This window comes from Zavarzinia sp. (assembly GCF_041650655.1).
Lineage (GTDB): Bacteria > Pseudomonadota > Alphaproteobacteria > Zavarziniales > Zavarziniaceae > Zavarzinia.
Genome location: NZ_JBAZKR010000017.1, coordinates 21,002 through 43,263 on the forward strand (window position 1 = coordinate 21,002; position 22,262 = coordinate 43,263).

The window sequence follows — 22,262 nt, forward strand, 5'->3', positions numbered from 1 at the left end:
CGTTACTCTGGAGACGTTACTCGGTGGCGACCGGCAGCAGGACGCGGAACACGGTGCGCCGGGGTTCGGATTCGCATTCCACCATGCCGCCGTGGTCGCCCACGATCTTGGCCACCAGCGCAAGGCCGAGGCCGGTGCCGGTCGACTTGGTGGTGACGAAGGGCTCGAAGAGATGGGGCTTCAGGTCGGGCGGCACGCCTTCGCCATTGTCCCGCACGGTGACTTCGAGCGGCAGGCGCAAGCGCCGGCGGGTGCCCGGCACCGCCATGCGGACGCCGTGGCGATAGGCCGTGGTCAGGGTGATCTCGCCGCCCTTGGCGGGCACCGCTTCGGCCGCGTTCTTGACCAGGTTGAGGAAGACCTGGATCAACTGGTCCCGGTCGCCCGAGACGGAGGGCAGCGAGGGGTCGTAGCTCTCGATGAAGCGGATGCCTTTGGCAAAGCCGTTCAGGGCGATCTTCTTCACGTGTTCCAGCACCTGGTGGATGTTCACGGACTCCCGGCTGGCGGGGCGGCGCTCGTTGAAGGCTTCCATGCGGTCGACCAGACTGCAGATGCGATCGGTCTCGTCGCAGATCAGGCGGGTCAGGTCGCGGTCGCCTTCGGCGATGCCCTGCTCGATGAGCTGGGCGGCGCCGCGGATGCCGGAGAGCGGGTTCTTGATCTCATGGGCCAGGATCGCCGCCATGCCGGTGACCGAACGGGCGGCGCCGCGGTGGGTGAGCTGGCGGTCGATCCGCTGGGCGATGGCGCGTTCCTGGAGGGCGACCAGGATCAGGCCGGACTGATCGGCGAGCGGCGTCACCTGCATGTCGACCGGGCGATAGCCGATCTTGGGCGAGCCGAAATCGACCTCGTATTCGAAGACCGAAATGCCACCCTGGCGCACCTGCTCGACCACCGCCAGCAAGGGATGGGCGAAGGGCGTCACCTGGTCGAGGCGAAGCCGGGTCAGCACCGTGGCCCCGGTGGCGAAGAACTGTTCCGCAGCCGCATTGGCGTAGCGGATCAAGCCCTGGCCGTCGACCAGCAGGATCGACTTGCCGAGGGCGTTCAGCACCGCTTCCAAGTCAATGGGCGGCAGGGCCGGAATCGGGTCCGCACCCGTCGCAACGATCGAAGACTTGGCCATCAGGCAGCAATCCGTTCCATGACCGGGGTGTAGAAGCTCCGGATCCGTTCCTTCACCGCCTCGGGGTCCTCGAGGCGGTTGATTTCGGCCCGGAAGGCCGCCGAATCCGGCAGGCCGGCCGAATACCAGGCAACATGTTTCCGCGCCATGCGCATCCCGGCGACGGCGCCGTAATGTTCCAGCATCGCCTCGTAATGCTCCATCAGAAGGGCGTAGCGGGTGGCCAGCGGCGGGTCCGGCAGGCGTTCGCCCGTCTTCAGGAAATGCATCACCTGGTTGATGAACCAGGGCCTGCCATAGGCGCCGCGCCCGATCATCACGCCGTCGGCACCGGAATCGGTCAGGATCTGCTTCGCGTCGTCGAGCGTGTTGACGTCGCCATTGGCGATCACCGGGATCTTCACCACGGATTTCACGCGGGAAATGAAGCTCCAGTCGGCATGACCGTTATAGAGCTGGCAGCGCGTCCGCCCGTGCACCGTCACCATCTGCACGCCGCAGTCTTCGGCGATGCGGGCGAGTTCGGGGGCGTTCCGGCTGTCGTGATCCCAGCCGGTGCGCATCTTCAGAGTAACGGGCAGGTGCACCGCCTTCACCGTCGCCTCGATCAGCGTGCGGGCATGGGCGAGGTCGCGCATCAGGGCGGAGCCGGCATGGCCGTTCACCGCCACCTTCTTCACCGGGCAGCCCATGTTGATGTCGATGATCGCGGCGCCGCGGTCCTCGTTCAGCTTGGCCGCCTCGGCCAGCGGCTTCGCCTCGCAGCCGGCGAGCTGGACCGACATGGGGAATTCTTCCGCGCAGTTGCTCGCCATCTTCATCGACTGGCGCGTCTGCCGGATCATGGCCTCCGACGCGATCATCTCCGAGACCACGAGCCCCGCCCCCTGTTTCTTGACAAGGCGGCGGAAGGGCATATCGGTGACGCCAGACATCGGCGCGAGAATCACGGGCTCGTCGATCTGCACGGGCCCGATCTTGATCGGGCCGATGGAGTTGGTCATTCCTTGAGCACTTTTCAAAGCTGCACGATAAACAGGCAGTCTAGGCCCATTGCTTGTGCACTGCAATGGGGAGTCCGCCGTCCCGGCATTGTTTCTGTCTTGTGGCCGTGGCGACACTAGGCCCTGGCGCCGCCCGAGGCTAGTGTCTCGGCATGAACGAATCGTCACCAGCAGCGGAAGTAGGCGTGGTCCTCGCCGCCGCGGGCAGCGGCAGCCGCGCCGGCCCCGGCGGGCCCAAGCAATATCGCTGCCTGGCCGGCAAGCCGTTGCTGCGCTGGACGGTCGAAGCCCTGCGGCGCCATGCCGCCGTCGGCCCGATCGCGATCGCCACCGATTCGCCCGCCGCCGTGGCGGAGATTCTGGCCGGGATCGAAGTCGGCCCCGTCGTCCCCGGCGGCACGGACCGCCAAGCGAGCGTGCTCGCCGGCCTCGAAGCCCTGGCCGCCCTGCCCCGGCCGCCCCGCCTCGTCCTGATCCACGACGCCGCCCGGCCTTTCGCCGCCCCCGATCTGATCGACCGCGTGCTGGCCGCTCTCGCCGCCCATGCCGGCGCCATTCCGGCCCAGCCCGTGGTCGACACGCTGAAGCGCGGCGCGGGCGGCCTGATCGGCGAGACAGTCCAGCGCGACGGGCTCTTTCGGGCGCAGACGCCCCAGGGCTTCGATTTTGCTGCGATCCTTGCGGCCCACCGTCGCCAAAGGGACGCGAAAATGACCGATGATGCCGCGGTGGCGACGGCCGAAGGGCTTGACGTCGCCCTGGTACCGGGGGACGAGGACAACGTGAAACTGACCACCGCCGAGGACATCGAACGCGCCGAGAAGCGCCTGTTCGCGGCCCTGCCGGACGTCAGAACCGGCATGGGCTTCGATGTTCACGCCCTCGGCCCCGGCGACGGTGTCTGGCTCGGCGGCGTGAAACTCGCCCACGACCGTGCCCTGATCGGCCATTCCGACGCCGACGTCGCCCTGCACGCCCTGACCGACGCCGTGCTCGGCGCGATCGGTGCCGGCGACATCGGCCAGCATTTCCCGCCCAGCGACCCGCAGTGGCGCGGCGTTTCCTCCGACCGCTTCCTGGCCCATGCGGCGAGCCTGGTGGCCGCCCGGGGCGGCGCGATCGCCCATGTCGACCTGACCGTGATCTGCGAACGGCCCAAGGTCGGCCCGCAGCGGGAAGTGATCCGGGCGCGCATCGCCGAAATCCTCGGCATCGCGGCCGATCGGGTCAGCGTGAAGGCCACAACCACCGAAAAACTCGGCTTCACCGGGCGCGGCGAAGGCATTGCCGCCCAGGCGGTGGCCACCGTGAGGCTTCCCTGATGCTGCCTGCCTGGCACCCTGCCCGCATTCTCTCCACCGGCTGTTGGGTCGGCCATCTGCCGGGACCGGCCGGGACCTGGGGCTCCCTCGCCGCCCTGCTGCCGGCCTGGTTCATCCGCCAGGCGGGCGGCCCCTGGGGCCTCGCCGCGGCCGGCCTCTTGGTCACCGTGATCGGGATCTGGGCCTCCGGCGTCTACGCCCGGGCGATGGACGTGAAGGACCCGGGCAGCGTGGTGATCGACGAATTCGCCGGCCAGTGGTTCACCCTGGTGCTGGTGCCGAACGATCTCCTGCTTTTCGCGATCGGTTTCGCGCTCTTTCGTTTGCTCGACATCCTGAAACCCTGGCCCGCGAGTTGGGCCGACCGCAACCTGCCGGGCGGCTTCGGCATCGTCGTCGACGATGTCATCGCCGGGCTGATGGGCCTCGTCCTGATGGGAGGATTGGTGGAAATATGGTGACGAGCTTGTTCCCCGACGCTCTGGAAACCCGCGCCGCTGCCTTGGTCAAGGCCGCCACCGAACGGGGCCTGCGCATCGCCACGGCCGAGAGCTGCACCGGCGGCCTGATCGCCGGCCTGCTGACCGAGATCGCCGGCTCCAGCGCCGTTCTCGAACGCGGCTTCATCACCTATTCGAACCATGCCAAAGCCGAACTTCTCGGGGTGCCCAAGGACCTGCTGTTGGCCCATGGCGCGGTCTCGGAGCCGGTCGTCCGCGCCATGGCAGAAGGGGCGCTGGCCCGCAGCCGCGGCCATATCGCCGTCGCCGTCACCGGGATCGCCGGGCCGGGCGGCGGCAGTGCCGAAAAGCCGGTCGGCCTTGTCCATTTCGCATTGGCGCGGGAGGGCGGAATCGTCCTCCATGTCGAGCGCCGCTTCGGCGACATCGGCCGCTCGGCCGTTCGCCTGGCCACCCTCGACCAGGCGTTGAAACTCCTCGAACAGGCCGTCGCCGCACCGCTCCTCGCATGACCGCTTCCCCTGCCCGCCTGCCGATCGGGATCTTCGATTCCGGTGTCGGCGGTCTTTCCGTCCTCGATGCGATCGCTGATCGCCTGCCGGCGGAAAATCTCCTCTACCTCGGCGACACCGCCCGCCTGCCCTATGGCACCAAGAGCCCGGAGACGGTCGCGCGCTATGCCGTGCAGGCCGCCGGCCACCTGGTCGAGCGGGGCGTGAAGATGCTGGTGATCGCCTGCAACACCGCCTCCGCCCACGCCATGCCGGCGCTGCGCGCGGCCTTTCCGGCGATCCCGGTGATCGGCGTGATCGAGCCGGGTGCCGCCGCCGCGGTCGCGGCAGCGCCCCGCGGTCTGATCGGCGTGCTGGCCACGGAATCGACCGTCGGTTCAGGCGCCTACCTCAAAGCGATCAAGGACTTGCGGCCAGATGCTGAAGTCCGGCAGCAGGCCTGCACGGTCTTCGTCGCGATGGCGGAGGAAGGCTGGACCGAGGGCGAGGCGGTCGAAGCCGCAGCTCGGCGCTATATCGAGCCGATCCTGAACCACGGCCGTCCGCGGCCCGAAGTCCTGGTGCTCGGCTGCACCCACTTCCCCCTGCTCGCGCAGGCGATCGCCGCCGTGGCCGGCCCCGGCGTAGCCCTGGTCGACAGTGCCTCGACCGCGGCCGAGGCGGTCGAAGCCGCCCTCGCCGCCGGTGACTTGGCGGCGCCGGTGGGGCGCGGAACCGTGCATTTCATGGCGACCGATTCCGCCTCCCGCTTCGGCCGCGTCGCCACCATCTTCCTGGGCCGCCCGGTGGCGCCCTCGGACGTCGAGATCGTCGATCTCTAGACCTGCAACACCGGATTGGTGCGCAGACGATCGACCATGAAGTCGACGAAGGCGCGAATCCGGGCCGCCGCCCGCCGCCCGTCGAGATGGACGACCTGGACGGGGACCGGCGGCGGCTCGAAATCCTCCAGCAGGTGGACCAGGCGGCCGGCCGCGACATCGGCCGCCGCCTGATAGGACAGCACGCGGACGACACCATGGCCGGCGACCGCGGCAGCCACGGCCGCGTCGGCGGTATTGACCAGCATCTGATGGGCCGGCAGCACGGGATCGAGCCCGCCGCCCGCCGCCGGAAAGAGCCAGGGACCGGGCTGCGAAGCGCTCGAAAAGGCGATGGCGTCATGCTCTGTGAGGTCCTCCGGCCGGCGCGGCGGGCCCCGCCGCTCCAGATAGGCGGGGGCGGCGCAAACGACCCGGCGCACTTGGCCGCAGCGGATCGCGGTCAACGCCGAATCCGGCAGCTGGGCGATGCGGACGGCGACATGCAGCCCCTCTTCCATCAAGTCCACCACCCGGTCGAGCAGCAGCAGGCGGCCGTTCACCGCCCTGTGCTCGGCCAGGAAATCGAAAAAGGCCGGCGCCACATGAAGGCGCCCGAACATCACCGGCGCCGTGACGCCCAGCGTACCCGCCGGCCTGCCGTGGCTGCCCGTCGCCGAAGCCTCCGCCTCCGCCACCTCGGCCAGGATACGACGGGCGTCGGCCAGGAAGCGCAGCCCCGCCTCGGTCGGGCGGACGGCGCGCGTCGTCCGCTCCAGCAGGCGGGCGCCCAAGCGGGTTTCCAAGGCAGCGATCGCCCTCGTCACCGCTGGCGGCGACAGGTTCAGGTCGCGCGCCGCGGCCGCGAAACCCTGGCGATCGGCGACCGAGACGAAGATCCGCATGGTGTCCAACCGGTCCATAGATTGTTCCGATTTCTGGAATTTAGACTTGCCGATTGTGACTATTCAGACCGGCTGCTGCAACGATCACCCTGGCATGACCGCTGAACCACCGGATCGACGCCATGACCCAGCTCCGTCTTTACGATTTCGCCTATTCCGGCCATTGCCACCGGGTGGCGCTGTTCCTTTCGCTGCTCGGCCTCCCGTTCGAGACGGTCCCGGTCAATTTGGCCAAGGGCGAACAGCGCAAGCCCCCCTTCCTGGCGGTCAATCCGGCCGGCCAGGTGCCGGTGCTGGACGACGGCGGCCTCCTGCTCGCCGAAAGCAATGCGATCCTGGTCTATCTCGCGCGGAAATATGCACCCGGCAGCGCATGGCTGCCGAACGATGCGGAAGGCGGCGCCGAGGTGGAGCGCTGGCTGTCGATCGCGGCGGGGCCGCTGTTCCGGGGCCCGGCCACGGCCCGCCTCGCCCTCAGCTTCCGGGCACCGCTCGACCTCGGCACCGCGCAGACGACGGCGGAACGGCTCTTCGCCCTGATGGAGCGCCATCTGGCGACGCGCGATTTCCTGGCCGGGCCGGGGCCGACCATCGCCGACGTCGCCCTTTATTCCTATACCGCGGCGGCACCGGAAGGCGGCATCCCGCTCGAACCCTATCCGGCGATCCGCGCCTGGCTCGGCCGGGTGGAAGCGCTGCCGGGCTTCCGCGCCATGCCGCCCTTGCCGGCGGCGGCCTGAGACCCGCCATGGGCCCGCTCTTCCACACCGGCGAACAGGAAGTCCAGCGCCGCGCCGGTACCCGCGACCAGTGCGAGCAGATCGGCCCGCATATGATCCGGGACCATATGCCGGACCAACACCGGGCCTTTTTCGCCAGCCTGCCCCTGCTCCTTGTCGGCAGCGTGGACGGCGACGGAAGGGTCTGGGCCTCCGCCCTCGCCGGCGCGCCCGGCTTTATGGAAAGCCCGGACCCGAGCGCCCTGGTGGTGCGCGCCCTGCCGCCGCCGGGCAGCCCGCTGGCGGCGACGCTGGCCCTCGGTGCCCCCCTCGGCCTGCTGGGCATCGAGCCGGAGACGCAGCGGCGCAACCGCATGAACGGCACGGTGGTCGGCCTGACCGCGCGGGGCTTCGCCGTCCGCGTGCGGCAGAGCTTCGGCAATTGCCCGCAATATATCCAGCGCCGCCGACCGACCCTGGTGGTGGCGCCGAAGACGGTCGAGATCCGCACCCTCGGCCGCCGCCTGAACCCCGGCGTGGTCGAGACGATCCGCCTGGCCGATACCTTCTACCTGGCAACCGCCTCGGCCACCGCAGGCGGGCCTGGCCTGGGCGACGGGGCCGACATGTCCCACCGGGGCGGCCGGCCCGGCTTCGTCCGGATCGAGGCCGGCGAGACGGCGGACGAATTGCTGGTACCGGATTTCCGGGGCAACGGGCTGTTCAACAGTTTCGGCAATATCGCCGCCAACCCGAAGGCCGGGCTCCTGTTCATCGACTATGCCGACGGCACCCAGATCTCTCTGACCGGCGAGGCGGAGGTGATCTGGGAGGGTCCCATGCTGGCCGCATTCGCCGGGGCGGAGCGCCTGCTCCGCTTCCGCCTGACGGCCGGCGTGATTATGCCCGGCGCCCTGCCGCTGCGCTGGAGCGATCCCGTCCCGGCGCGCCAGCTCGTGCCGACCGGCACCTGGGACGAAACGGGCTTCTAGGCGGCGAGACGGGCCAGCAGGGCCAGCATCACCCCGGCTTCGGGCATGGGCGCGATGGCGTCCAGCCGCTCCGGGATCAGGGCCGCGACATCGGGGTGGGCCGAGGCACCCGGCGTACCCAGAGGGCCGCGGAAACCATGATCAGACCAGGCGATGGCCTGCAGGTCCGGGCTGGTCAGGGCGTCGATCAGCCCGTCTGCCGGGGCGGCGAGGCTCAGCAGCGGATGGGCGGAGTAGACCGTCGGCACCGGATAGAGCGCGACCGGCTTGGCCGAGCCTTTCATCACCCGGCCCCAACGCGGCGGATCTGCGATGATCCATTCGACGAGTTGGTTCTCATAGCCGACGATCATGGGATAGGCGCCCGGCCCGCCCGCCAGGTAATCCTCGAACAGGCCGCCGGACGAATGGGATTTGTAGCCCATGCGGCGGAACAGCGTCTCGACGTCGCCCTCCACCTTGGTCAGCGTATCGGCCGTCGCCACATCGCCCGCCAGCAGGTTGGCGACCAGCCCGGCGAACATGAAGCCGGAATTCGACAGGTTGGGGTCGGTCGACACGATCCTGGCCTTGCCGAAGAGTTCGGCGACGCCGAGATCGGCCCAGGTCTTTTCCGCCAACAAGGCCTTCAGAAAGGCCAGGAGATCGATGGTCATGTGACCGGCGGCATCCGGCTTGACGATGCCGGCCTTGGCCAGCCCGTCGATCACATTGGACCAGGAATAGACCACGATCGGTGAATTCAGGATCACCTGCGCCTTGCGGACCGGGAGGTTGCTCGCCTTGGCGATCTCGACCATGACGGAAGACGACGGCCAGAGGAATTGCGGCAATTGGGCCAGGATCTCGGGCGCGCGCACCATTTCGACCGAGCCGGCGGTCCGCGCGTCGAGTTCGAAACCGGCCGAGGCCAGGGCGTCGCGCGTCTTCGGATTGGCCAGGAAGCTCTTCTTCTCGCCCCCGACAAAGCCCGCGAGCCGGGTCGGCGGGCGCAGGAAGGGCGTGTCGCGGAAATAGAGGAAGCCGCCGGTGGCCGCCACGCTGGCGCCGAGCAACCCGAGGCCGAGAGCACGCCGTGTCACCGCCATCAGCGTTTCCCCATGTCGTCACGGATTGCAGTCTCGATCAGGCGAAGCTCGACGTCGAGGTCCGCGAGGTCGCTGTCGAGCAGCGAATCCTTGTAATGGCCGAAGGCGTCCTCGAGCTTGGCGATCACGCCTTCGGTCTGGGTGACCAGGGCCGCGTCCGGCCGGCTCATCTGTTCGAGCACAGGGTAGCGCGCCGCGATCTCACCCGCCTGGGGCAGATAATAGGTGAGGAAGCGCTGCACGGCGGCGAGCCGGTTGGCGTCCTGCTCGACCCCGGCCAGGATGCCCCGCGCCACCACGGCGAGCCGTGCGACCCTGGCCTTGACGTCGGGTTTGCGGATTTCCTTCGCCACCTGATCCAGCCGGTCCACCTGGGGCAGCGCGTCGCCCAGCACTTTTCGCGCGAGGTCGAGCCGGCTCCGTCCGATCGCCGAAACGTCGATCCCCTCGAAGACCCGGCGCGGTGCGAGCAGGAACAGGAGGCCGGCGAAGACGGCGACGCCGATGCCCGCCGACACCACGAAAGGAAGCCCCGCGCCGAAGGTCAGGCCCGGCACCGTGACAGCACCGAGGAACCCTGCAATCAGCCAGTTCCGATCTTCGCTCAAGCCGCCCTCGTCAGTTGTAGCCGCGGGCCGAGCGGAAGGCGCCGGTCAGATCCTTGGCGCCGTCGAAGACGCGCGCCCCGGTGGCCCCGGCCAGGGTTTCCAATTGGCTGCGATCGGCACTGCCGAAGGTGATGCCGAAGATCGGGATCCGCTGTTCGGCGGCGCTGCGGGTGGCGAGGAAGGCCTCCGGGTCGCCCTCGCTCCGCCCGTCGGTCATGATCACGATGGCGGGCAGGAAGTCGTCGGCCGCGATCAGGGGCGCCATGCGGGCATAGGCTTCGCGGATGCAGGCATACATGTCCGTGCCGCCGTCGGCGTGCTGGCGCGAGACCTGGGACAGCAGCCGGGCCTGGTCGGCGGGCGATCCCGTGCCGTCCCAGACCCCGGCGACCCGGCCGCTGAAGGGGATCAAGAAGACCCGGTCCTTGGGCGACCATTGGACCAGGAGTTCGGCCGCCCGTTCCGGCGTGAAGAGGAAGGAGACCGCCTGGCGCAGCGCGCTCTCCCCCTCGCCCTGCATGCTGCCCGAGAAATCGAGGCAGAGCGCGGTGAGCGACGGCCGGCGCAGCGCCTCCTGATAGAGCGTCAGGGCTTTGCGGATGACCGCCGCCTCGGGCATCTGCACCGCCGTCACCAAGCGCGAGGGATCGAAGTTCCAGGCCGGTTCCGCCTTGGCCGGTGCCGCCCGGCCGAGGGCGACGCGCCGGCCGGTGGCGGCGACCCGGGCCTGCACCTCGGGCGCCAGCAGATGGGCCTGGAGCGCTTCGAAGAAATCCTCCACCTCCTTCGGCCGGCCGTGGCCGAGGAAGCCGAGGGGCGAATCCGAAATAGCGACACCGTCAGTCGGATAGATCGCCCACAGGGGCTCGATCCCCTTGGCGGCCAAGCGGTCGTTGGTTTCCTTCAGGACCGCTTCGTAATTCCACATGGCGTCATAGCTGGCGCCCTTGCTCGCCCCGTCGACATAGAGATCGCCGAGCCAGCCGCTCGAGCCCGAGGAGCGCTCGACACCGCGCAGCAGCCGCGTCACCTGGTCCAGGGTGGCGGGATCGTCGAGATCGGCCGCTTCCAACACGGCCTTGCCGCGCGCCGCCGCCAGCATGGCGAGATAGGCGGCAGCGCCCGAATTGGATTGGGTCGCCGAGGTCATGAGGAAGCGGAGATCGCCGGCCTCGACCGCCTTCAGGACGTCGGCGCTCGAAACCGGCCCCTTGGTCCAGCCCAGCGCCTCAGCCTTCGATTTCCGGACGCCGAGCACCACCGGATTCTGCGAAATGGACTGGAGATGGCTGACCCGTCGCTCCGTGTCGAAGAGGTCGATCCAGATGCTCGACGCCGGCCAGACGGCATCGACCGTCGTCTCCTGCCCACTGCGCAGCGAAAGACCGATGTCGAGCGAGCCGAGATAGGCCATCCGGCAGGTGACATGCTCTTCGGCGCAGAATTCCTGAACGATCGGCTCAAGGACCTGGTTCTCGGAGCCGGCGACGATGGTGAAATCGAACTTGGGGCCGCTGTCGCAGCCGGCCGCGGTCAGCACTGCGGCGCCGACGAGGCACGACCGCAGCAGCTTCGCGACCATGGCGCTCACCCTTTTGCGGCGGTCAGGCTGCGCTGAAGATCGCTCGTCATCGCCTCCATCCGCTGTTCGGCGACGACGCGCTTCTGTCGGCCTTCCTGTTGCACGCGCAGCACGCTGGAGATCGTGTCGATCAGGTCGCGGTTGGTCTGTTCCAGGGTTTCGATGTCGACGATGCCCCGCTGCGACTGCTGCTCGATCGCGACCGCCTGTTCCTTCATCATCTGCGACGCCTGCTTCATCATCTCGTTGGTGGCGTCGGTCACGGTCTTCTGGAGATCCAGGGCCTGTTGCTGGCGGGTGAGGCCGAGAAGCAGGATCATCTTCTGCTTCCAGACCGGGATGGTGAGCTGGGACGTCGCCTGGAGATTCTCGATCAGGGTCTCGTCACCGGATTGCACGATCCGGATCTGCGGCAGTTGCTGGATGCCGATCTGGCGCGCCTGCTGGAGGTAGAAGACGCGCTTTTCCAGCCGGTCCAGGGCCTGGACCGCATCCTGATAGCTCTGCGCTGCCAGCATGGCGTCGCCCCCGGCCGCGGCACCGTCGGCCGCCGCCTTCAGACGCTGGAGTTCGCCGGCCCGATAGGTCTCGGCGAAGGCCTTGCCGGCGGCGATGAAGGCATCGAGCTCGCCGATCGCCCGCTTGGTCTCTTCATGCAGGTCGTCGAGCACGGCGATGTCGCGCTTGAGGCGGTCCTTGTGGCGATCGAGTTCGAGCATGATGCCGTCGACCTGGCCGGCGACATCCTCGAACTGGGCCGCGAAGCGCCGCACGCGGGCTTCGAGGGAGGAGAACATACGCTCGAAGAAGCCGCCGGATTTCAGGCTGGCGGGGTCCAGCCCCCTGGCCTTTTCGATGATGTCGACCAGCAGCTTGCCGGTATCGCCCAATTCCTTGTTGCGGGTCTGGGCCAGAATCTTGTCGGCATAGGCGGTGACCGAGCGTTGCGCCCCGTCGCCGAAGGAGGAAAGCTCCGCCCGGTTGCCCAGGTCGATGCCGCCAGCGATCACCGCGACCCGGTTGGGATCGGTCGCCAGCGCCGGCACTGCGGCGCCCCCGGTCGTGAATTCCGCATCGGCCGTGGTCATGATCCGTGCCCCCTCGTCGCCGGCAATGATTGAAGCGCGATTCTATGACAGTTCGGCGACAATCGACAGCATGACCCGGAAGCCCCCACCGACACCGCCGATCCGGGGACGATTGCCGGCGGTTGTCATAGGCCGGCCACCGTACTGAAAAGATTGTCGGTAACCATCCCCTGGATTCGTTGCACAGGGGGCTTAGATGACGGGTGAGAACAGGCGTGATTTCCTGAAGAAGGCGGGCCTGCTGGCCGGCGGCGGGGCCGCGGCGGCGGCCTTTCCGGCGGCGATCCGCAATGCACTGGCGATCGATGCCAACAATGCCACCAAGTCGATCAAGGACGTGCAGCACATCGTCGTGCTGATGCAGGAAAACCGCGCCTTCGATCACTATTTCGGCACCTTCCCCGGCGTGCGCGGCTTCGCCGACCGCTTCACCGTGCCGCATCCGGCGGATCGGACGGTGTTCCAGCAGTGGAATGGTTCACGTTACATCATGCCCTATCACCTGGACCAATCCAAGGGCAACGCCCAGCGCGTCACCGGCACGCCGCACGGATGGAGCGACACCCATTCGACCTGGGACCAGGGCCGTATCTCGAACTGGACCCTCTACAAGGAGGACCAGTCGATGGGCTATTACACCGAGGCCGAGATCCCCTTCCAGCGGGCGCTCGCCAGCGCTTTCACGCTCTGCGACAACTATCATTGCTCGGTGCTGTCGGGCACCAACCCGAACCGCCTGTTCCATATGACCGGAACCAACGGCCCGACCGGCAACGGCAGCGCCCTGGTCCTGAACGACCTCTATACGACGCTGATGGGGCCTTCCTCGCAGGGCTACGACTGGACGACCTACCCGGAGCGCCTGCAAGCGGCCGGCGTTTCCTGGAAGGTCTACCAGAACATGCCGGACAACGGCGGCCTCAACGTCCTCGTGGGCTTCCGCCAGTATCGCAAGGCCAGTGAAGGGGTCGGCAATTCGCCGCTCGACGGCCTGCCCTGGTGGCCCTGGATCGAGGCGATGGACAAGAAGCAGCCGCTCTACAAGGGCGCCGGCAACACCATGCCGGACGGCGGCATGTTGACCGCCCTCAAGCGGGACGTGAAGAACGGCAAGCTGCCCCAGGTTTCCTGGATCATCCCCGAGTCCTTCTATTGCGAGCATCCCTCGTCCTCGAGCCCGATCCAGGGCGGCTGGTACATGCAGCGGGTCCTGGAAATCCTGACCTCGGACCCGGATACCTGGAGCAAGACCGTCTTCATCGTCAATTTCGACGAGAACGACGGCTTCTTCGACCATGTGCCGCCGCCGGTGGTGCCGTCGCGGAATGCCGATGGTTCATTGGCCGGGGCGACGACGATGAAAGAAGCCGATCTCTCGGCCGAATATTTCACCCACCCCGCCCCCGCGGACTATCACAGCCAGCCAGCCCCCGACGGCCAGCCCTATGGTCCCGGTCCGCGCGTGCCCTGCCTCGTCATCTCGCCGTGGAGCCGGGGTGGCTGGGTCGCCTCGGAGACTTTCGACCACACCTCGGTGCTGCGCTTCATCGAGGCACGCTTTGGCGTGCACGAGCCCAATATCGCGCCCTACCGCCGGACCGTGTGCGGCGACCTCACGTCCTGCTTCGATTTCGTGACGCCCAATACGGCGGTGCCGGACCTGCCGACCCGGACCAAGATCGCCGTCGACGCGCTTCGTATGTCGCAGGCGCTGCGTTCGCAGGTGGCGATCCCCGACGAGGCGGCCCAGGCGATGCCCGAGGTCGAAGCCCGCATCCGCCCGTCCCGTCCCCTGCCCTACGAGCTTCACGTCGACTCGAGGCCGACCGTGACAGGTATGCAGCTGGTCTTCCGCAACACAGGGCGTGCCGCCGCCGTCTTCCATGTCTTCGACCAGCTGCACCTCGACCGGGTGCCGCGCCGCTACATGGTCGAGGCGGGCAAGAGCCTCAGCGCGACCTGGGATGCCGTGGCCGACCATATGGCCTATGACCTCTGGATCCTGGGGCCCAACAGCTACCATCGCCGGGTCTCGGGCAGTATCGCGGTCGCGGGGCTCAAGGGCCGGACCAACCCGAAGGCGATCCTGACCTATGACCGGGCGGGCCGTAACGTCGTGCTCACGCTCACCAATACCGGCATCACCGCCTGCAGGTTGAGCGTGACCGCCAACGCCTACGAGAGCTTCTCGACCACGGTCGATCTCGCGGCCGGCGGCCGCCAGGCCCTGACCCGCGCGGTCGGAATCCAGGGCAATTGGTACGATTACACCGTCGCCCTCAAGGGCGAGGAGACGGGTTTCGCCCGCCGCTTCGCCGGCCGCATGGAAACCGGGCAGAACGGGATTTCCGATCCGGCCGCGGTACTGGCTCAGATCGCCGCGGTCGACTGAGCCGCGGCGGGATCGCCGTAGAGGGCATGGGCGCGGGTCTCGAAGGCCGCGACCATGCGCCTCGCGGCGTCTTCGAAGACGCCACCGATCACCTGCTGGTAGACCTTGTTGCGGAATTCGAAGTCGACCAGGAAGTCGACCACGCAACCAGGGCTACCGTCCGGCGTGGCCAGGAAGCGCCAGTGGTTCTTCAGGTAGGAGAACGGGCCTTCGGTGAAGGTGACGTCGATATTGTCCGGCGGGTTCATCGCCACCGCCGAGGTGAAGCGCTCGCGGAACGCCTTATAGCCGATCATCAGGTCCGCGATGATCAGCTTCTCGGAGCGCGCACGCACCCGGGCGCCGACGCACCAGGGCAGGAACTCCGGATATTTGGCGATGTCGGCGACGAGATCGAACAGTTGGGCCGCGCTATAGGGCAGCGATTTCACTTCGGTATAGCGCGGCATCAACTCCGTCCGGTGATCAACCCTGGGCGCGCGACTTTGCTTCGCGCGCCGCCTTCAGCTTCTGGAAATCCTCGCCCGCATGGTGGGACGAGCGTGTCAGCGGCGAGGCGGAGACCATGAGGAAGCCCTTCGCGCGCGCCATCTGAGCATAGTCGGCGAATTCCTCGGGCGTGACAAATCGATCCACCGCCACATGCTTGGGCGTCGGCTGGAGATATTGCCCGATGGTGATGAAATCGACCTCGGCCGAGCGGAGATCGTCCATCACCTGATAGACCTCGGCCTTGGTCTCGCCCAGGCCGACCATGATGCCGGACTTGGTGAAAATGGTCGGGTCCTGCTCCTTCACCTGGTTGAGCAGGCGGAGGGAATGGAAATAGCGCGCCCCCGGCCGGATGGTGGGATAGAGCCGCGGCACGGTTTCCAGATTGTGGTTGTAGACGTCGGGCTTGGCCGCCACCACGCTCGCCAGGGCGCCGTCCTTCCGCATGAAGTCCGGCGTCAGGATCTCGATCGTGGTCTTGGGCGCCGTCTCGCGGAGGCGGCGGATCACCTTGACGAACTGCTCCGCCCCGCCGTCGGCGAGGTCGTCGCGATCGACCGAGGTGATGACGACATGTTCGAGCGCCATCTCGCCCACGGCGATCGCGACATTGTTCGGCTCGTCGGGATCGACATGGGGCGGCATGCCGGTCTTGATGTTGCAGAAGGCGCAAGCCCTGGTGCAGGTGTCGCCCAGGATCATCACCGTCGCATGCTTCTTCTTCCAGCACTCGCCGATGTTCGGGCAGGCCGCCTCCTCGCACACCGTGTTCAGCTTGAGACGACGCATCATCGCGTGCGTCTCGCCGTATTCGGGGCTGGTCGGCGCCTTGACGCGCAGCCAATCGGGCTTGGGCGTGCGGATGCGCGCCTTCACCTGCTCGGTGGCGTCCTTGACGGCTGAAAGATCGTTCATGGTCATGCCCTAGATGTGAATGGCCCGGCCGTAGGCGTCAAGCACCGCTTCATGCATCATTTCGGAGAGGGTGGGATGCGGGAATACCGTGTGCATCAGTTCCTCCTCCGTGGTCTCCAGGCCCATGGCGACGACGAAGCCCTGGATCAGCTCGGTCACCTCGGCGCCGACCATATGGGCGCCCAGCAATTGCCCGGTCTTGGCGTCGAACACCGTCTTCACCAGGCCCTGGTCTTCGCCGAGCGCGATGGCCTTGCCGTTGCCGGTGAAGGGGAAGCGGCCGACCTTGACGTCGTAACCCGCCTCTTTCGCCTTCTTTTCCGTCAGGCCGACCGAGGCGACCTGCGGGTTGCAATAGGTGCAGCCCGGGATCTGTTCCTTCTTCATCGGATGCGGGTGCAGCCCTTTGATCGCCTCGACGCAGATGACGCCTTCGTGCTCGGCCTTATGCGCCAGCATGGGCGGGCCGGCAACATCGCCAATAGCATAAAGCCCCGGCACATTGGTGCGGCCGTAGCCGTCGATCTTGATGCAGCCCTTCTCGGTCGCGACGCCGAGGGCTTCGAGCCCCAGGTTCTCGATATTGCCGACCACGCCGACTGCCGAAATGACGCGGTCGACCGTGAGTTCGCTCTTGGCGCCCTTGGCGTCCTCGATCGTCGCGGTGACGCTGTCCGAACCCTTCTTCAGGCCCAGGACCTTGGCCCCGGTCAGGATCTTCAGGCCCTGTTTTTCTAGGCGCTTGCGGGCGAAGGTGGCGATTTCCTCGTCCTCGACCGGCAGGATCTGCGGCAGCACTTCGACCACCGTCACGTCGACGCCGAGCGTCCGGTAGAAGCTGGCGAATTCGATGCCGATGGCGCCCGAGCCGACCACCAGGAGCGACTTCGGCGCCGCCTCCGGCACCATGGCCTCGAAATAGGTCCAGACCAGCTTGCCGTCCGGCTCCAGCCCCGGCAGGGCGCGCGGGCGTGCGCCGGTCGCCAGGATCACATGCTTGGCGGCATAGTCGCCCACCTTGGCACCGTCCTTGGTGACCGAGACCGAGGTGGCGCCGGTCAGGGTGGCGGTGCCGTCGATCACCGTGACCTTGTTCTTCTTCATGAGGAAGGCGACGCCGCCGTTGAGCCGCTTGGAGACGGCGCGCGAGCGTTCGACGATCTTCTTCACGTCGAAGGAGATGCCGGTGGCCGACAGGCCGTAATCACCGGCGTGCTCCATGTAGTGATAGATCTCGGCCGAGCGGAGCAGCGCCTTCGTGGGGATGCAGCCCCAGTTCAGGCAGATACCGCCGAGGTGCTTCTTCTCGACGACCGCCGTCTTGAAGCCCAGTTGCGCCGCCCGGATCGCCGCGACATAGCCACCCGGCCCGCCGCCCACGACGATGACGTCGAATGTCTCTGTCATTTTATTGACCCTTCAGCATTTCCGTGAAGCAGATAGGCACCCTCAAAATCTACATAACGGTATTGGAGGAATTCCGTGTCGTCAGAGAACCTCAATTTCGCCAGAACAAGAACAGGACCATACGCTGAAATTCTTATTGCAAATCCATTGTGTCTATTATTTGCAATAATTATTTTATTCTTCCATTGAGACCCCAAAAAATATGAAACATCTTTTACAATAGACAACGTTCCATTTTTATGAGTGATGCAATATATATCGATGTCATATAATTGATTATCACTTTTAGAAATCGATATTCTATGACAAACAAAAATATTTCTCGATTCATTATAAATAACGCCTCTTTCATCACCCATTTCTGAATTCTCATCATTCTTAAATTCTACAAATTTATTACCACTTATACTTGAGTTAGAATTCATTATTGGCACAGCGCCGATTTCAAAATTTCCGAATTTTATAACACTGCCATACTTCAATCGCCTGATCAGAACATCTAAAATTCCAACAATCCTCTTTCGCAAAATAATTATTGAAAATAATACAATAATCGACCAAGAAATATTTAATTCGAGAAGCGATTTAAAAAAGGAACCTACATCAGCTACGGACGCGATCACCAATTGGCAAGACTGCAAGATCGCGTCCATCGCCTTTTCCTCACAGCATCATGGTCATCGGGTCTTCGATCAGACCCTTGAAGGCGGCCAGGAATTCGGCACCCACGGCACCGTCCACCACCCGGTGGTCGCAGGACAGGGTCACCGTCATCACGGTGGCGACCGAGAGCGCGCCGTCCTTCACCACCGGACGCTTCTCGCCGGCACCGATCGCCAGGATGGCGCCATGCGGCGGGTTGATCACGGCAGCGAATTCCTTGATCCCGAACATGCCGAGGTTGGAGATCGAGAAGGTGCCGCCCTGATACTCCACGGGTTTCAGCTTGCGGGCGCGGGCGCGTTCCGCCAGGTCCTTGGTCTCGGCCGCGATGGTGGCGAGGCCCTTGGCTTCGGCGTTGAACACGATCGGGGTGATCAGCCCGCCGTCGATCGCCACCGCGACCGCCACATCGGCGTGCTTGTGACGCAGGATCGCCTCGTCGGTCCAGGTCGCATTGGCCGCCGGGACCTTCTTCAGCGCCAGCGCAGACGCCCGCAGGATGAAGTCGTTGACCGAAATCTTGGCCGGCGACTTGGCGTTGAGCTGGGTGCGCAGCGCCAGCAGCGCGTCCAACTCGCAATCGATGGTCAGGTAGAAATGCGGGATGGTGGACTTCGCCTCGGTCAGGCGCTTGGCCACGGTCTTGCGCATGCCGTCGTTCGGGATCGAGGTGAAGGACCCCTCGGGGAACGGGAAGACGGCGGGCTTCGGTGCCAGCGGCGCGGCGACGGGGGCCGCGACCGGGGCCGGCGCGGGCGCCGCTTTGGGCGCCTTGGCCGCCGCTTCGACATCCGCCTTCACGATCCGCCCGTGGGGGCCGGAGCCCTTCACCGCGCCGAGGTCGACGCCGGCATCCTTCGCTATTCTCTTCGCGAGCGGGCTCGCGAAGACGCGGGCACCGGTCGCGGCCGGTACGGGTGCCGCCGCCGGGGCCGCGGCGGGCTTCGGCGCTTCGGCGACCGGGGCCGCGGCGGCTACGGGTGCCGCCTTGGGTGCCGGCGCTACCGCGGCCGAAACGTCCTCGCCTTCGGCGGCGATCAGGGCGATCGGCGTGTTGACGGCGACATTCTCCGATCCGGCAGGCACCAGGATCTTGGCGAGCGTGCCTTCGTCGACCGCTTCGACCTCCATCGTGGCCTTGTCGGTCTCGATCTCGGCGATCACGTCGCCGGACTTGATGGTGTCGCCTTCCTTGACCAGCCATTTGGCCAGCTTGCCCTCGGTCATCGTGGGCGAGAGCGCGGGCATCAGGATTTCCACGGCCATGATTCCCTCCCTCAGGCGCGGTAGGTGACGGCTTTGGCCGCCGCCACGATGTCGGCCGCATGGGGCAGCGCGAGCTTTTCGAGGTTCGCCGCATAGGGCATGGGCACATCCTTGCCGGCGACGCGGGCGACCGGCGCATCCAGCCAGTCGAAGGCGTTTTCCATGATCAGGGCGGCGATTTCGGCACCGATGCCGCAGGCGGCCCAGCCCTCCTCGACCGTGACCAGGCGGTTGGTCTTCTGGACCGAGCGCACGATGGTCTCGACATCGATCGGCCGGACCGAGCGGAGGTCGATCACCTCGGCGTCGATCCCCTCGCCCGCCAGGATCTCGGCCGCGGCCAGGGCGTGCATGACGCTGATCGAGAAGGCGACCAGGGTGACGTCCTTGCCGGGCCGGGCGATGCGCGCCTTGCCGATCGGCAGCACGTAATCCGCCGTCGGCACCTCGAAGCTCTTGCCGTAGAGGATCTCGTTCTCCAGGAAGACCACCGGGTTCGGATCGCGGATCGCCGCCTTCAGCAGGCCCTTGGCATCCGCCGCCGAATAGGGCGAAACCACCTTCATGCCCGGACAATGGGCGTACCAGGAGGCATAGCACTGGCTGTGCTGGGCGCCGACGCGCGACGCGGCGCCGTTCGGCCCGCGGAAGACGATGGGCGAGGACTGCTGCCCGCCCGACATATAGAGCGTCTTGGCGGCCGAATTGATGATGTGGTCGATCGCCTGCATGGCGAAGTTGAAGGTCATGAATTCGACGATCGGCTTCAGGCCGGCGAAGGCGGCACCGACGCCGAGGCCGGCGAAGCCATATTCGGTGATCGGCGTATCGATCACCCGCTCCGGCCCGAATTCGTCCAGGAGACCCTGGGTCACCTTGTAGGCGCCCTGGTACTGCGCCACTTCCTCGCCCATCACGAAGACGGCGGCATCGGCGCGCATCTCTTCCGCCATGGCATCGCGCAGCGCTTCGCGCACGGTCATGGTCACGGTCGGGCCGTCCGGCAGGTCGGACACCGGGGCCGAAGCCGGGGCGGCGTAGACCCTGGGGGCTTCCGCCACGGGGGCCGGTGCGGGCGCCGGGGCCGGGGCCGCAACGGCGGCGACCGGCGCCGGCTTCGGTGCCTCGGCACTCTCGCCCGCTTCGCCGACGACGGCGATCACCGTATTTACGGCGACATTCTCGGTGCCGGCGGGCACCGCGATCTTCAGGATGGTGCCCTCGTCGACCGCTTCCACCTCCATGGTGGCCTTGTCGGTCTCGATTTCGGCGATGACGTCGCCGGATTTGATGGTGTCGCCTTCTTTCACCAGCCATTTGGCCAGTTTGCCCTCGGTCATCGTGGGCGAGAGGGCGGGCATGAGGATGTCGGTTGCCATTGTCTTTGTCCCGTCGCTCTCAGAGAAGAATGTCCGTCATCAACTCGCTCGGATCCGGCTCCGGGCTCGTCTGCGCGAAGTCCGCGGCCTCGGCCACGATCTTCTTCACCTCGGCGTCGATCGCCTTCAGCCCCGCCTCGTCGATCAGGCCGGACGACAGCAGCAGGTCGCGGGCATGGTCGATCGGATCGTGCTCGGTCCGCATCTTCTGGACTTCTTCCTTGGAGCGGTATTTCGCCGGGTCGGACATGGAATGGCCGCGGTAGCGATAGGTCTTCATTTCGAGGAGATAGGGGCCGTTGCCCTCGCGGGCCCATTTCACCGCTTCCATGCCGGCTTCGCGGACGGCCAGCACGTCCATGCCGTCGACTTCCTTGCCCGGGATGTTGAAGCTGTCGCCGCGGCGGTGCAGCTTGGTCTGGGCCGAGGCGCGGGCCACGGCGGTGCCCATGGCATATTGGTTGTTCTCGACCACATAGATGACCGGCAGGCGCCACAGCTCGGCCATGTTGAAGCTCTCGTAGACCTGGCCCTGGTTGGCGGCACCGTCGCCGAAATAGGCGAGGCAGACATTGTCGGTCTTGCGGTACTTCATAGCGAAGGCGACGCCGGTACCGAGCGGCACCTGGGCGCCGACGATGCCGTGGCCGCCGTAGAACTGCTTCTCTTTCGAGAACATGTGCATCGAGCCGCCCTTGCCCTTGGAATAGCCGCCGATGCGCCCGGTGAGTTCGGCCATCACGCCCTTGGCGTCCATGCCGGCGGCCAGCATGTGGCCGTGGTCGCGGTAGCCGGTGATCACGGCATCGCCCTGCTTCAGCGCCGCCTGCATGCCGACCACCACGGCCTCCTGGCCGATGTAGAGGTGGCAGAAGCCGCCGATCAGGCCCATGCCATACATCTGGCCGGCCTTCTCCTCGAAGCGGCGGATCAGCAGCATCTCGCGGTAATAGGTGACCAACTCGGGTCCGGGCCCAGCCTTTACCGGCTCTTCCGATTTCTTCTGCCCTGCCTTTGCCATCGAATCCTCCGTGAATGGCGGTGCCGCCCGGCAACCATTGGCGGTGACAATAGACGGCTTCGCATGGCCGGCAACTTGCCTAAAGGCTAATTTATGCAGAAATGCATGATCCGCTGCGCCGCAACAGGCAGCTTCATGCGGGATGAAGAAAGAAATCGTCAGAATCGGCCGCTGGGCGGCAGTGGCCTATTCGGTCCAGGCTTCGGCGGGCAAGAGATTGATGATGATCTCTCGGTACACCTGCCCCTCCCCATAGGGCGCCTTGGACGAGAGGCCGGCGTCGTCTTCCGTCAGATAGACATGGGCGTGGTCGCCCCCGGCCAGGAGCTCCTTCAGCCTCGCGATCAGGAGCCCGGCGCCTCTTTCATCCAGGTGGACCTCGATCGCGTCCTGCACCTGGTTGTGGACCACGGTGATCATTGGGAGTCTCCGATCATGAAACCGATCGTCACCAGATCATCACCTCGAGCGCATCTCGAACAGGCCCAAAGGCGACGTACATCCTGGCCGCCCA

22 protein-coding genes are annotated in these 22,262 nt (G+C 66.4%); 7 read left to right on the forward strand and 15 right to left on the reverse strand.

The genetic code is table 11. The features are described from left to right. Positions 1–16: 16 nt before the first annotated feature. Both WC493_RS05695 and dusB read right to left on the reverse strand, forming a co-directional pair. Complete coding sequence (locus WC493_RS05695; protein ID WP_373063436.1) at positions 17–1,132, reverse strand: nitrogen regulation protein NR(II); 1,116 nt, start codon at positions 1,130–1,132, stop codon at positions 17–19. Then, positions 1,132–2,136: a tRNA dihydrouridine synthase DusB gene (dusB, locus tag WC493_RS05700; protein ID WP_373063438.1), complete on the reverse strand. Its 1,005-nt coding sequence runs from the start codon at positions 2,134–2,136 to the stop codon at positions 1,132–1,134. Before dusB ends, WC493_RS05695 begins: the two co-directional genes overlap by 1 nt. A 152-nt stretch (positions 2,137–2,288) precedes the next feature. Here dusB and WC493_RS05705 point away from each other — a divergent pair, with 152 nt between their 5' ends. Genes WC493_RS05705 through murI form a run of 4 tightly spaced genes read left to right on the forward strand, consistent with a single transcriptional unit; the run spans position 2,289 to position 5,252 of the window. Continuing rightward, entirely contained in the window at positions 2,289–3,458 is a 1,170-nt protein-coding gene (locus WC493_RS05705) for a bifunctional 2-C-methyl-D-erythritol 4-phosphate cytidylyltransferase/2-C-methyl-D-erythritol 2,4-cyclodiphosphate synthase (RefSeq protein ID WP_373063440.1), read from the forward strand. Then, on the forward strand, positions 3,458–3,919 hold the full coding sequence (locus WC493_RS05710) for a phosphatidylglycerophosphatase A (RefSeq protein ID WP_373063442.1): 462 nt from the start codon (positions 3,458–3,460) through the stop codon (positions 3,917–3,919). Before WC493_RS05705 ends, WC493_RS05710 begins: the two co-directional genes overlap by 1 nt. After that, entirely contained in the window at positions 3,913–4,431 is a 519-nt protein-coding gene (locus WC493_RS05715) for a CinA family protein (RefSeq protein WP_373063444.1), read from the forward strand. Before WC493_RS05710 ends, WC493_RS05715 begins: the two co-directional genes overlap by 7 nt. Further along, positions 4,428–5,252, forward strand: a complete 825-nt coding sequence (murI, locus tag WC493_RS05720) for a glutamate racemase (RefSeq protein WP_373063446.1) — start codon at positions 4,428–4,430, stop codon at positions 5,250–5,252. The genes WC493_RS05715 and murI overlap by 4 nt, the downstream gene beginning before the upstream one ends. Here murI and WC493_RS05725 read toward each other — a convergent pair. After that, the gene (locus WC493_RS05725; RefSeq protein ID WP_373063448.1) at positions 5,249–6,154 is read right to left on the reverse strand and encodes a LysR family transcriptional regulator; all 906 of its coding nucleotides are present in this window, start codon (positions 6,152–6,154) and stop codon (positions 5,249–5,251) included. The genes murI and WC493_RS05725 overlap by 4 nt on opposite strands. A 104-nt stretch (positions 6,155–6,258) precedes the next feature. Here WC493_RS05725 and WC493_RS05730 point away from each other — a divergent pair, with 104 nt between their 5' ends. After that, on the forward strand, positions 6,259–6,876 hold the full coding sequence (locus WC493_RS05730; protein ID WP_373063450.1) for a glutathione S-transferase family protein: 618 nt from the start codon (positions 6,259–6,261) through the stop codon (positions 6,874–6,876). 8 nt (positions 6,877–6,884) lie between these two features. After that, positions 6,885–7,847 carry a pyridoxamine 5'-phosphate oxidase family protein gene (locus WC493_RS05735; protein ID WP_373063452.1) on the forward strand — a complete coding sequence of 321 codons (963 nt, stop codon included), beginning with the start codon at positions 6,885–6,887 and terminating at the stop codon, positions 7,845–7,847. Here the strand turns inward: WC493_RS05735 and WC493_RS05740 are convergent. From WC493_RS05740 to WC493_RS05755, 4 genes are read right to left on the reverse strand one after another with little or no spacing between them, the layout of a single operon-like run. After that, entirely contained in the window at positions 7,844–8,935 is a 1,092-nt protein-coding gene (locus WC493_RS05740) for a hypothetical protein (RefSeq protein ID WP_373063454.1), read from the reverse strand. The genes WC493_RS05735 and WC493_RS05740 overlap by 4 nt on opposite strands. Further along, positions 8,935–9,543 carry a 5-bromo-4-chloroindolyl phosphate hydrolysis family protein gene (locus WC493_RS05745; RefSeq protein WP_373063456.1) on the reverse strand — a complete coding sequence of 203 codons (609 nt, stop codon included), beginning with the start codon at positions 9,541–9,543 and terminating at the stop codon, positions 8,935–8,937. The genes WC493_RS05740 and WC493_RS05745 overlap by 1 nt, the downstream gene beginning before the upstream one ends. A 10-nt stretch (positions 9,544–9,553) precedes the next feature. After that, positions 9,554–11,125 carry a substrate-binding domain-containing protein gene (locus WC493_RS05750; RefSeq protein WP_373063458.1) on the reverse strand — a complete coding sequence of 524 codons (1,572 nt, stop codon included), beginning with the start codon at positions 11,123–11,125 and terminating at the stop codon, positions 9,554–9,556. Positions 11,126–11,130: 5 nt separating this feature from the next. Continuing rightward, positions 11,131–12,213, reverse strand: coding sequence for a toxic anion resistance protein (locus tag WC493_RS05755; RefSeq protein WP_373063460.1), 1,083 nt, complete (start codon positions 12,211–12,213; stop codon positions 11,131–11,133). 196 nt (positions 12,214–12,409) lie between these two features. On the opposite strand from WC493_RS05755, the gene WC493_RS05760 reads away from it, so the two are divergent. Then, complete coding sequence (locus WC493_RS05760; protein ID WP_373063462.1) at positions 12,410–14,605, forward strand: phosphocholine-specific phospholipase C; 2,196 nt, start codon at positions 12,410–12,412, stop codon at positions 14,603–14,605. On the opposite strand, the gene WC493_RS05765 is transcribed toward WC493_RS05760, so the two are convergent. The 8 genes from WC493_RS05765 to WC493_RS05800 form a co-directional block, all read right to left on the reverse strand. Further along, positions 14,584–15,054, reverse strand: coding sequence for a type II toxin-antitoxin system RatA family toxin (locus tag WC493_RS05765; RefSeq protein ID WP_373063464.1), 471 nt, complete (start codon positions 15,052–15,054; stop codon positions 14,584–14,586). The two genes, WC493_RS05760 and WC493_RS05765, sit on opposite strands and share 22 nt — an antisense overlap. 16 nt (positions 15,055–15,070) lie before the next feature. Further along, positions 15,071–16,012 (reverse strand): lipoyl synthase, encoded by a 942-nt coding sequence (gene lipA / locus WC493_RS05770; RefSeq protein ID WP_373063466.1) that lies wholly within the window; start codon positions 16,010–16,012, stop codon positions 15,071–15,073. Positions 16,013–16,021: 9 nt separating this feature from the next. Continuing rightward, positions 16,022–17,419, reverse strand: coding sequence for a dihydrolipoyl dehydrogenase (gene lpdA / locus WC493_RS05775; protein ID WP_373063468.1), 1,398 nt, complete (start codon positions 17,417–17,419; stop codon positions 16,022–16,024). Further along, the gene (locus WC493_RS05780; protein WP_373063470.1) at positions 17,416–18,072 is read right to left on the reverse strand and encodes a pYEATS domain-containing protein; all 657 of its coding nucleotides are present in this window, start codon (positions 18,070–18,072) and stop codon (positions 17,416–17,418) included. The genes lpdA and WC493_RS05780 overlap by 4 nt, the downstream gene beginning before the upstream one ends. 10 nt (positions 18,073–18,082) lie before the next feature. Further along, positions 18,083–19,348: a pyruvate dehydrogenase complex dihydrolipoamide acetyltransferase gene (locus WC493_RS05785; RefSeq protein WP_373063472.1), complete on the reverse strand. Its 1,266-nt coding sequence runs from the start codon at positions 19,346–19,348 to the stop codon at positions 18,083–18,085. A gap of 11 nt (positions 19,349–19,359) precedes the next feature. Next, positions 19,360–20,727 carry a pyruvate dehydrogenase complex E1 component subunit beta gene (locus WC493_RS05790; protein ID WP_373063474.1) on the reverse strand — a complete coding sequence of 456 codons (1,368 nt, stop codon included), beginning with the start codon at positions 20,725–20,727 and terminating at the stop codon, positions 19,360–19,362. 19 nt (positions 20,728–20,746) lie between these two features. After that, the gene (gene pdhA, locus WC493_RS05795) at positions 20,747–21,748 is read right to left on the reverse strand and encodes a pyruvate dehydrogenase (acetyl-transferring) E1 component subunit alpha (RefSeq protein ID WP_373063476.1); all 1,002 of its coding nucleotides are present in this window, start codon (positions 21,746–21,748) and stop codon (positions 20,747–20,749) included. Between the two features lie 186 nt (positions 21,749–21,934). Continuing rightward, positions 21,935–22,168, reverse strand: a complete 234-nt coding sequence (locus WC493_RS05800; RefSeq protein ID WP_373063478.1) for a hypothetical protein — start codon at positions 22,166–22,168, stop codon at positions 21,935–21,937. Positions 22,169–22,262: the final 94 nt, after the last annotated feature.

What these genes read in the sequence shown, in the direction of transcription:
- WC493_RS05695 (WP_373063436.1), bottom strand. Translation starts at nt 1,132, where the DNA reads ATGGCCAAGTCTTCGATCGTTGCGACGGGTGCGGACCCGATTCCGGCC.
- dusB (WP_373063438.1), bottom strand. Translation starts at nt 2,136, where the DNA reads ATGACCAACTCCATCGGCCCGATCAAGATCGGGCCCGTGCAGATCGAC.
- WC493_RS05705 (WP_373063440.1), top strand. Translation starts at nt 2,289, where the DNA reads ATGAACGAATCGTCACCAGCAGCGGAAGTAGGCGTGGTCCTCGCCGCC.
- WC493_RS05710 (WP_373063442.1), top strand. Translation starts at nt 3,458, where the DNA reads ATGCTGCCTGCCTGGCACCCTGCCCGCATTCTCTCCACCGGCTGTTGG.
- WC493_RS05715 (WP_373063444.1), top strand. Translation starts at nt 3,913, where the DNA reads ATGGTGACGAGCTTGTTCCCCGACGCTCTGGAAACCCGCGCCGCTGCC.
- murI (WP_373063446.1), top strand. Translation starts at nt 4,428, where the DNA reads ATGACCGCTTCCCCTGCCCGCCTGCCGATCGGGATCTTCGATTCCGGT.
- WC493_RS05725 (WP_373063448.1), bottom strand. Translation starts at nt 6,154, where the DNA reads ATGGACCGGTTGGACACCATGCGGATCTTCGTCTCGGTCGCCGATCGC.
- WC493_RS05730 (WP_373063450.1), top strand. Translation starts at nt 6,259, where the DNA reads ATGACCCAGCTCCGTCTTTACGATTTCGCCTATTCCGGCCATTGCCAC.
- WC493_RS05735 (WP_373063452.1), top strand. Translation starts at nt 6,885, where the DNA reads ATGGGCCCGCTCTTCCACACCGGCGAACAGGAAGTCCAGCGCCGCGCC.
- WC493_RS05740 (WP_373063454.1), bottom strand. Translation starts at nt 8,935, where the DNA reads ATGGCGGTGACACGGCGTGCTCTCGGCCTCGGGTTGCTCGGCGCCAGC.
- WC493_RS05750 (WP_373063458.1), bottom strand. Translation starts at nt 11,125, where the DNA reads ATGGTCGCGAAGCTGCTGCGGTCGTGCCTCGTCGGCGCCGCAGTGCTG.
- WC493_RS05755 (WP_373063460.1), bottom strand. Translation starts at nt 12,213, where the DNA reads ATGACCACGGCCGATGCGGAATTCACGACCGGGGGCGCCGCAGTGCCG.
- WC493_RS05760 (WP_373063462.1), top strand. Translation starts at nt 12,410, where the DNA reads ATGACGGGTGAGAACAGGCGTGATTTCCTGAAGAAGGCGGGCCTGCTG.
- WC493_RS05765 (WP_373063464.1), bottom strand. Translation starts at nt 15,054, where the DNA reads ATGCCGCGCTATACCGAAGTGAAATCGCTGCCCTATAGCGCGGCCCAA.
- lipA (WP_373063466.1), bottom strand. Translation starts at nt 16,012, where the DNA reads ATGAACGATCTTTCAGCCGTCAAGGACGCCACCGAGCAGGTGAAGGCG.
- lpdA (WP_373063468.1), bottom strand. Translation starts at nt 17,419, where the DNA reads ATGACAGAGACATTCGACGTCATCGTCGTGGGCGGCGGGCCGGGTGGC.
- WC493_RS05780 (WP_373063470.1), bottom strand. Translation starts at nt 18,072, where the DNA reads ATGGACGCGATCTTGCAGTCTTGCCAATTGGTGATCGCGTCCGTAGCT.
- WC493_RS05785 (WP_373063472.1), bottom strand. Translation starts at nt 19,348, where the DNA reads ATGGCCGTGGAAATCCTGATGCCCGCGCTCTCGCCCACGATGACCGAG.
- WC493_RS05790 (WP_373063474.1), bottom strand. Translation starts at nt 20,727, where the DNA reads ATGGCAACCGACATCCTCATGCCCGCCCTCTCGCCCACGATGACCGAG.
- pdhA (WP_373063476.1), bottom strand. Translation starts at nt 21,748, where the DNA reads ATGGCAAAGGCAGGGCAGAAGAAATCGGAAGAGCCGGTAAAGGCTGGG.
- WC493_RS05800 (WP_373063478.1), bottom strand. Translation starts at nt 22,168, where the DNA reads ATGATCACCGTGGTCCACAACCAGGTGCAGGACGCGATCGAGGTCCAC.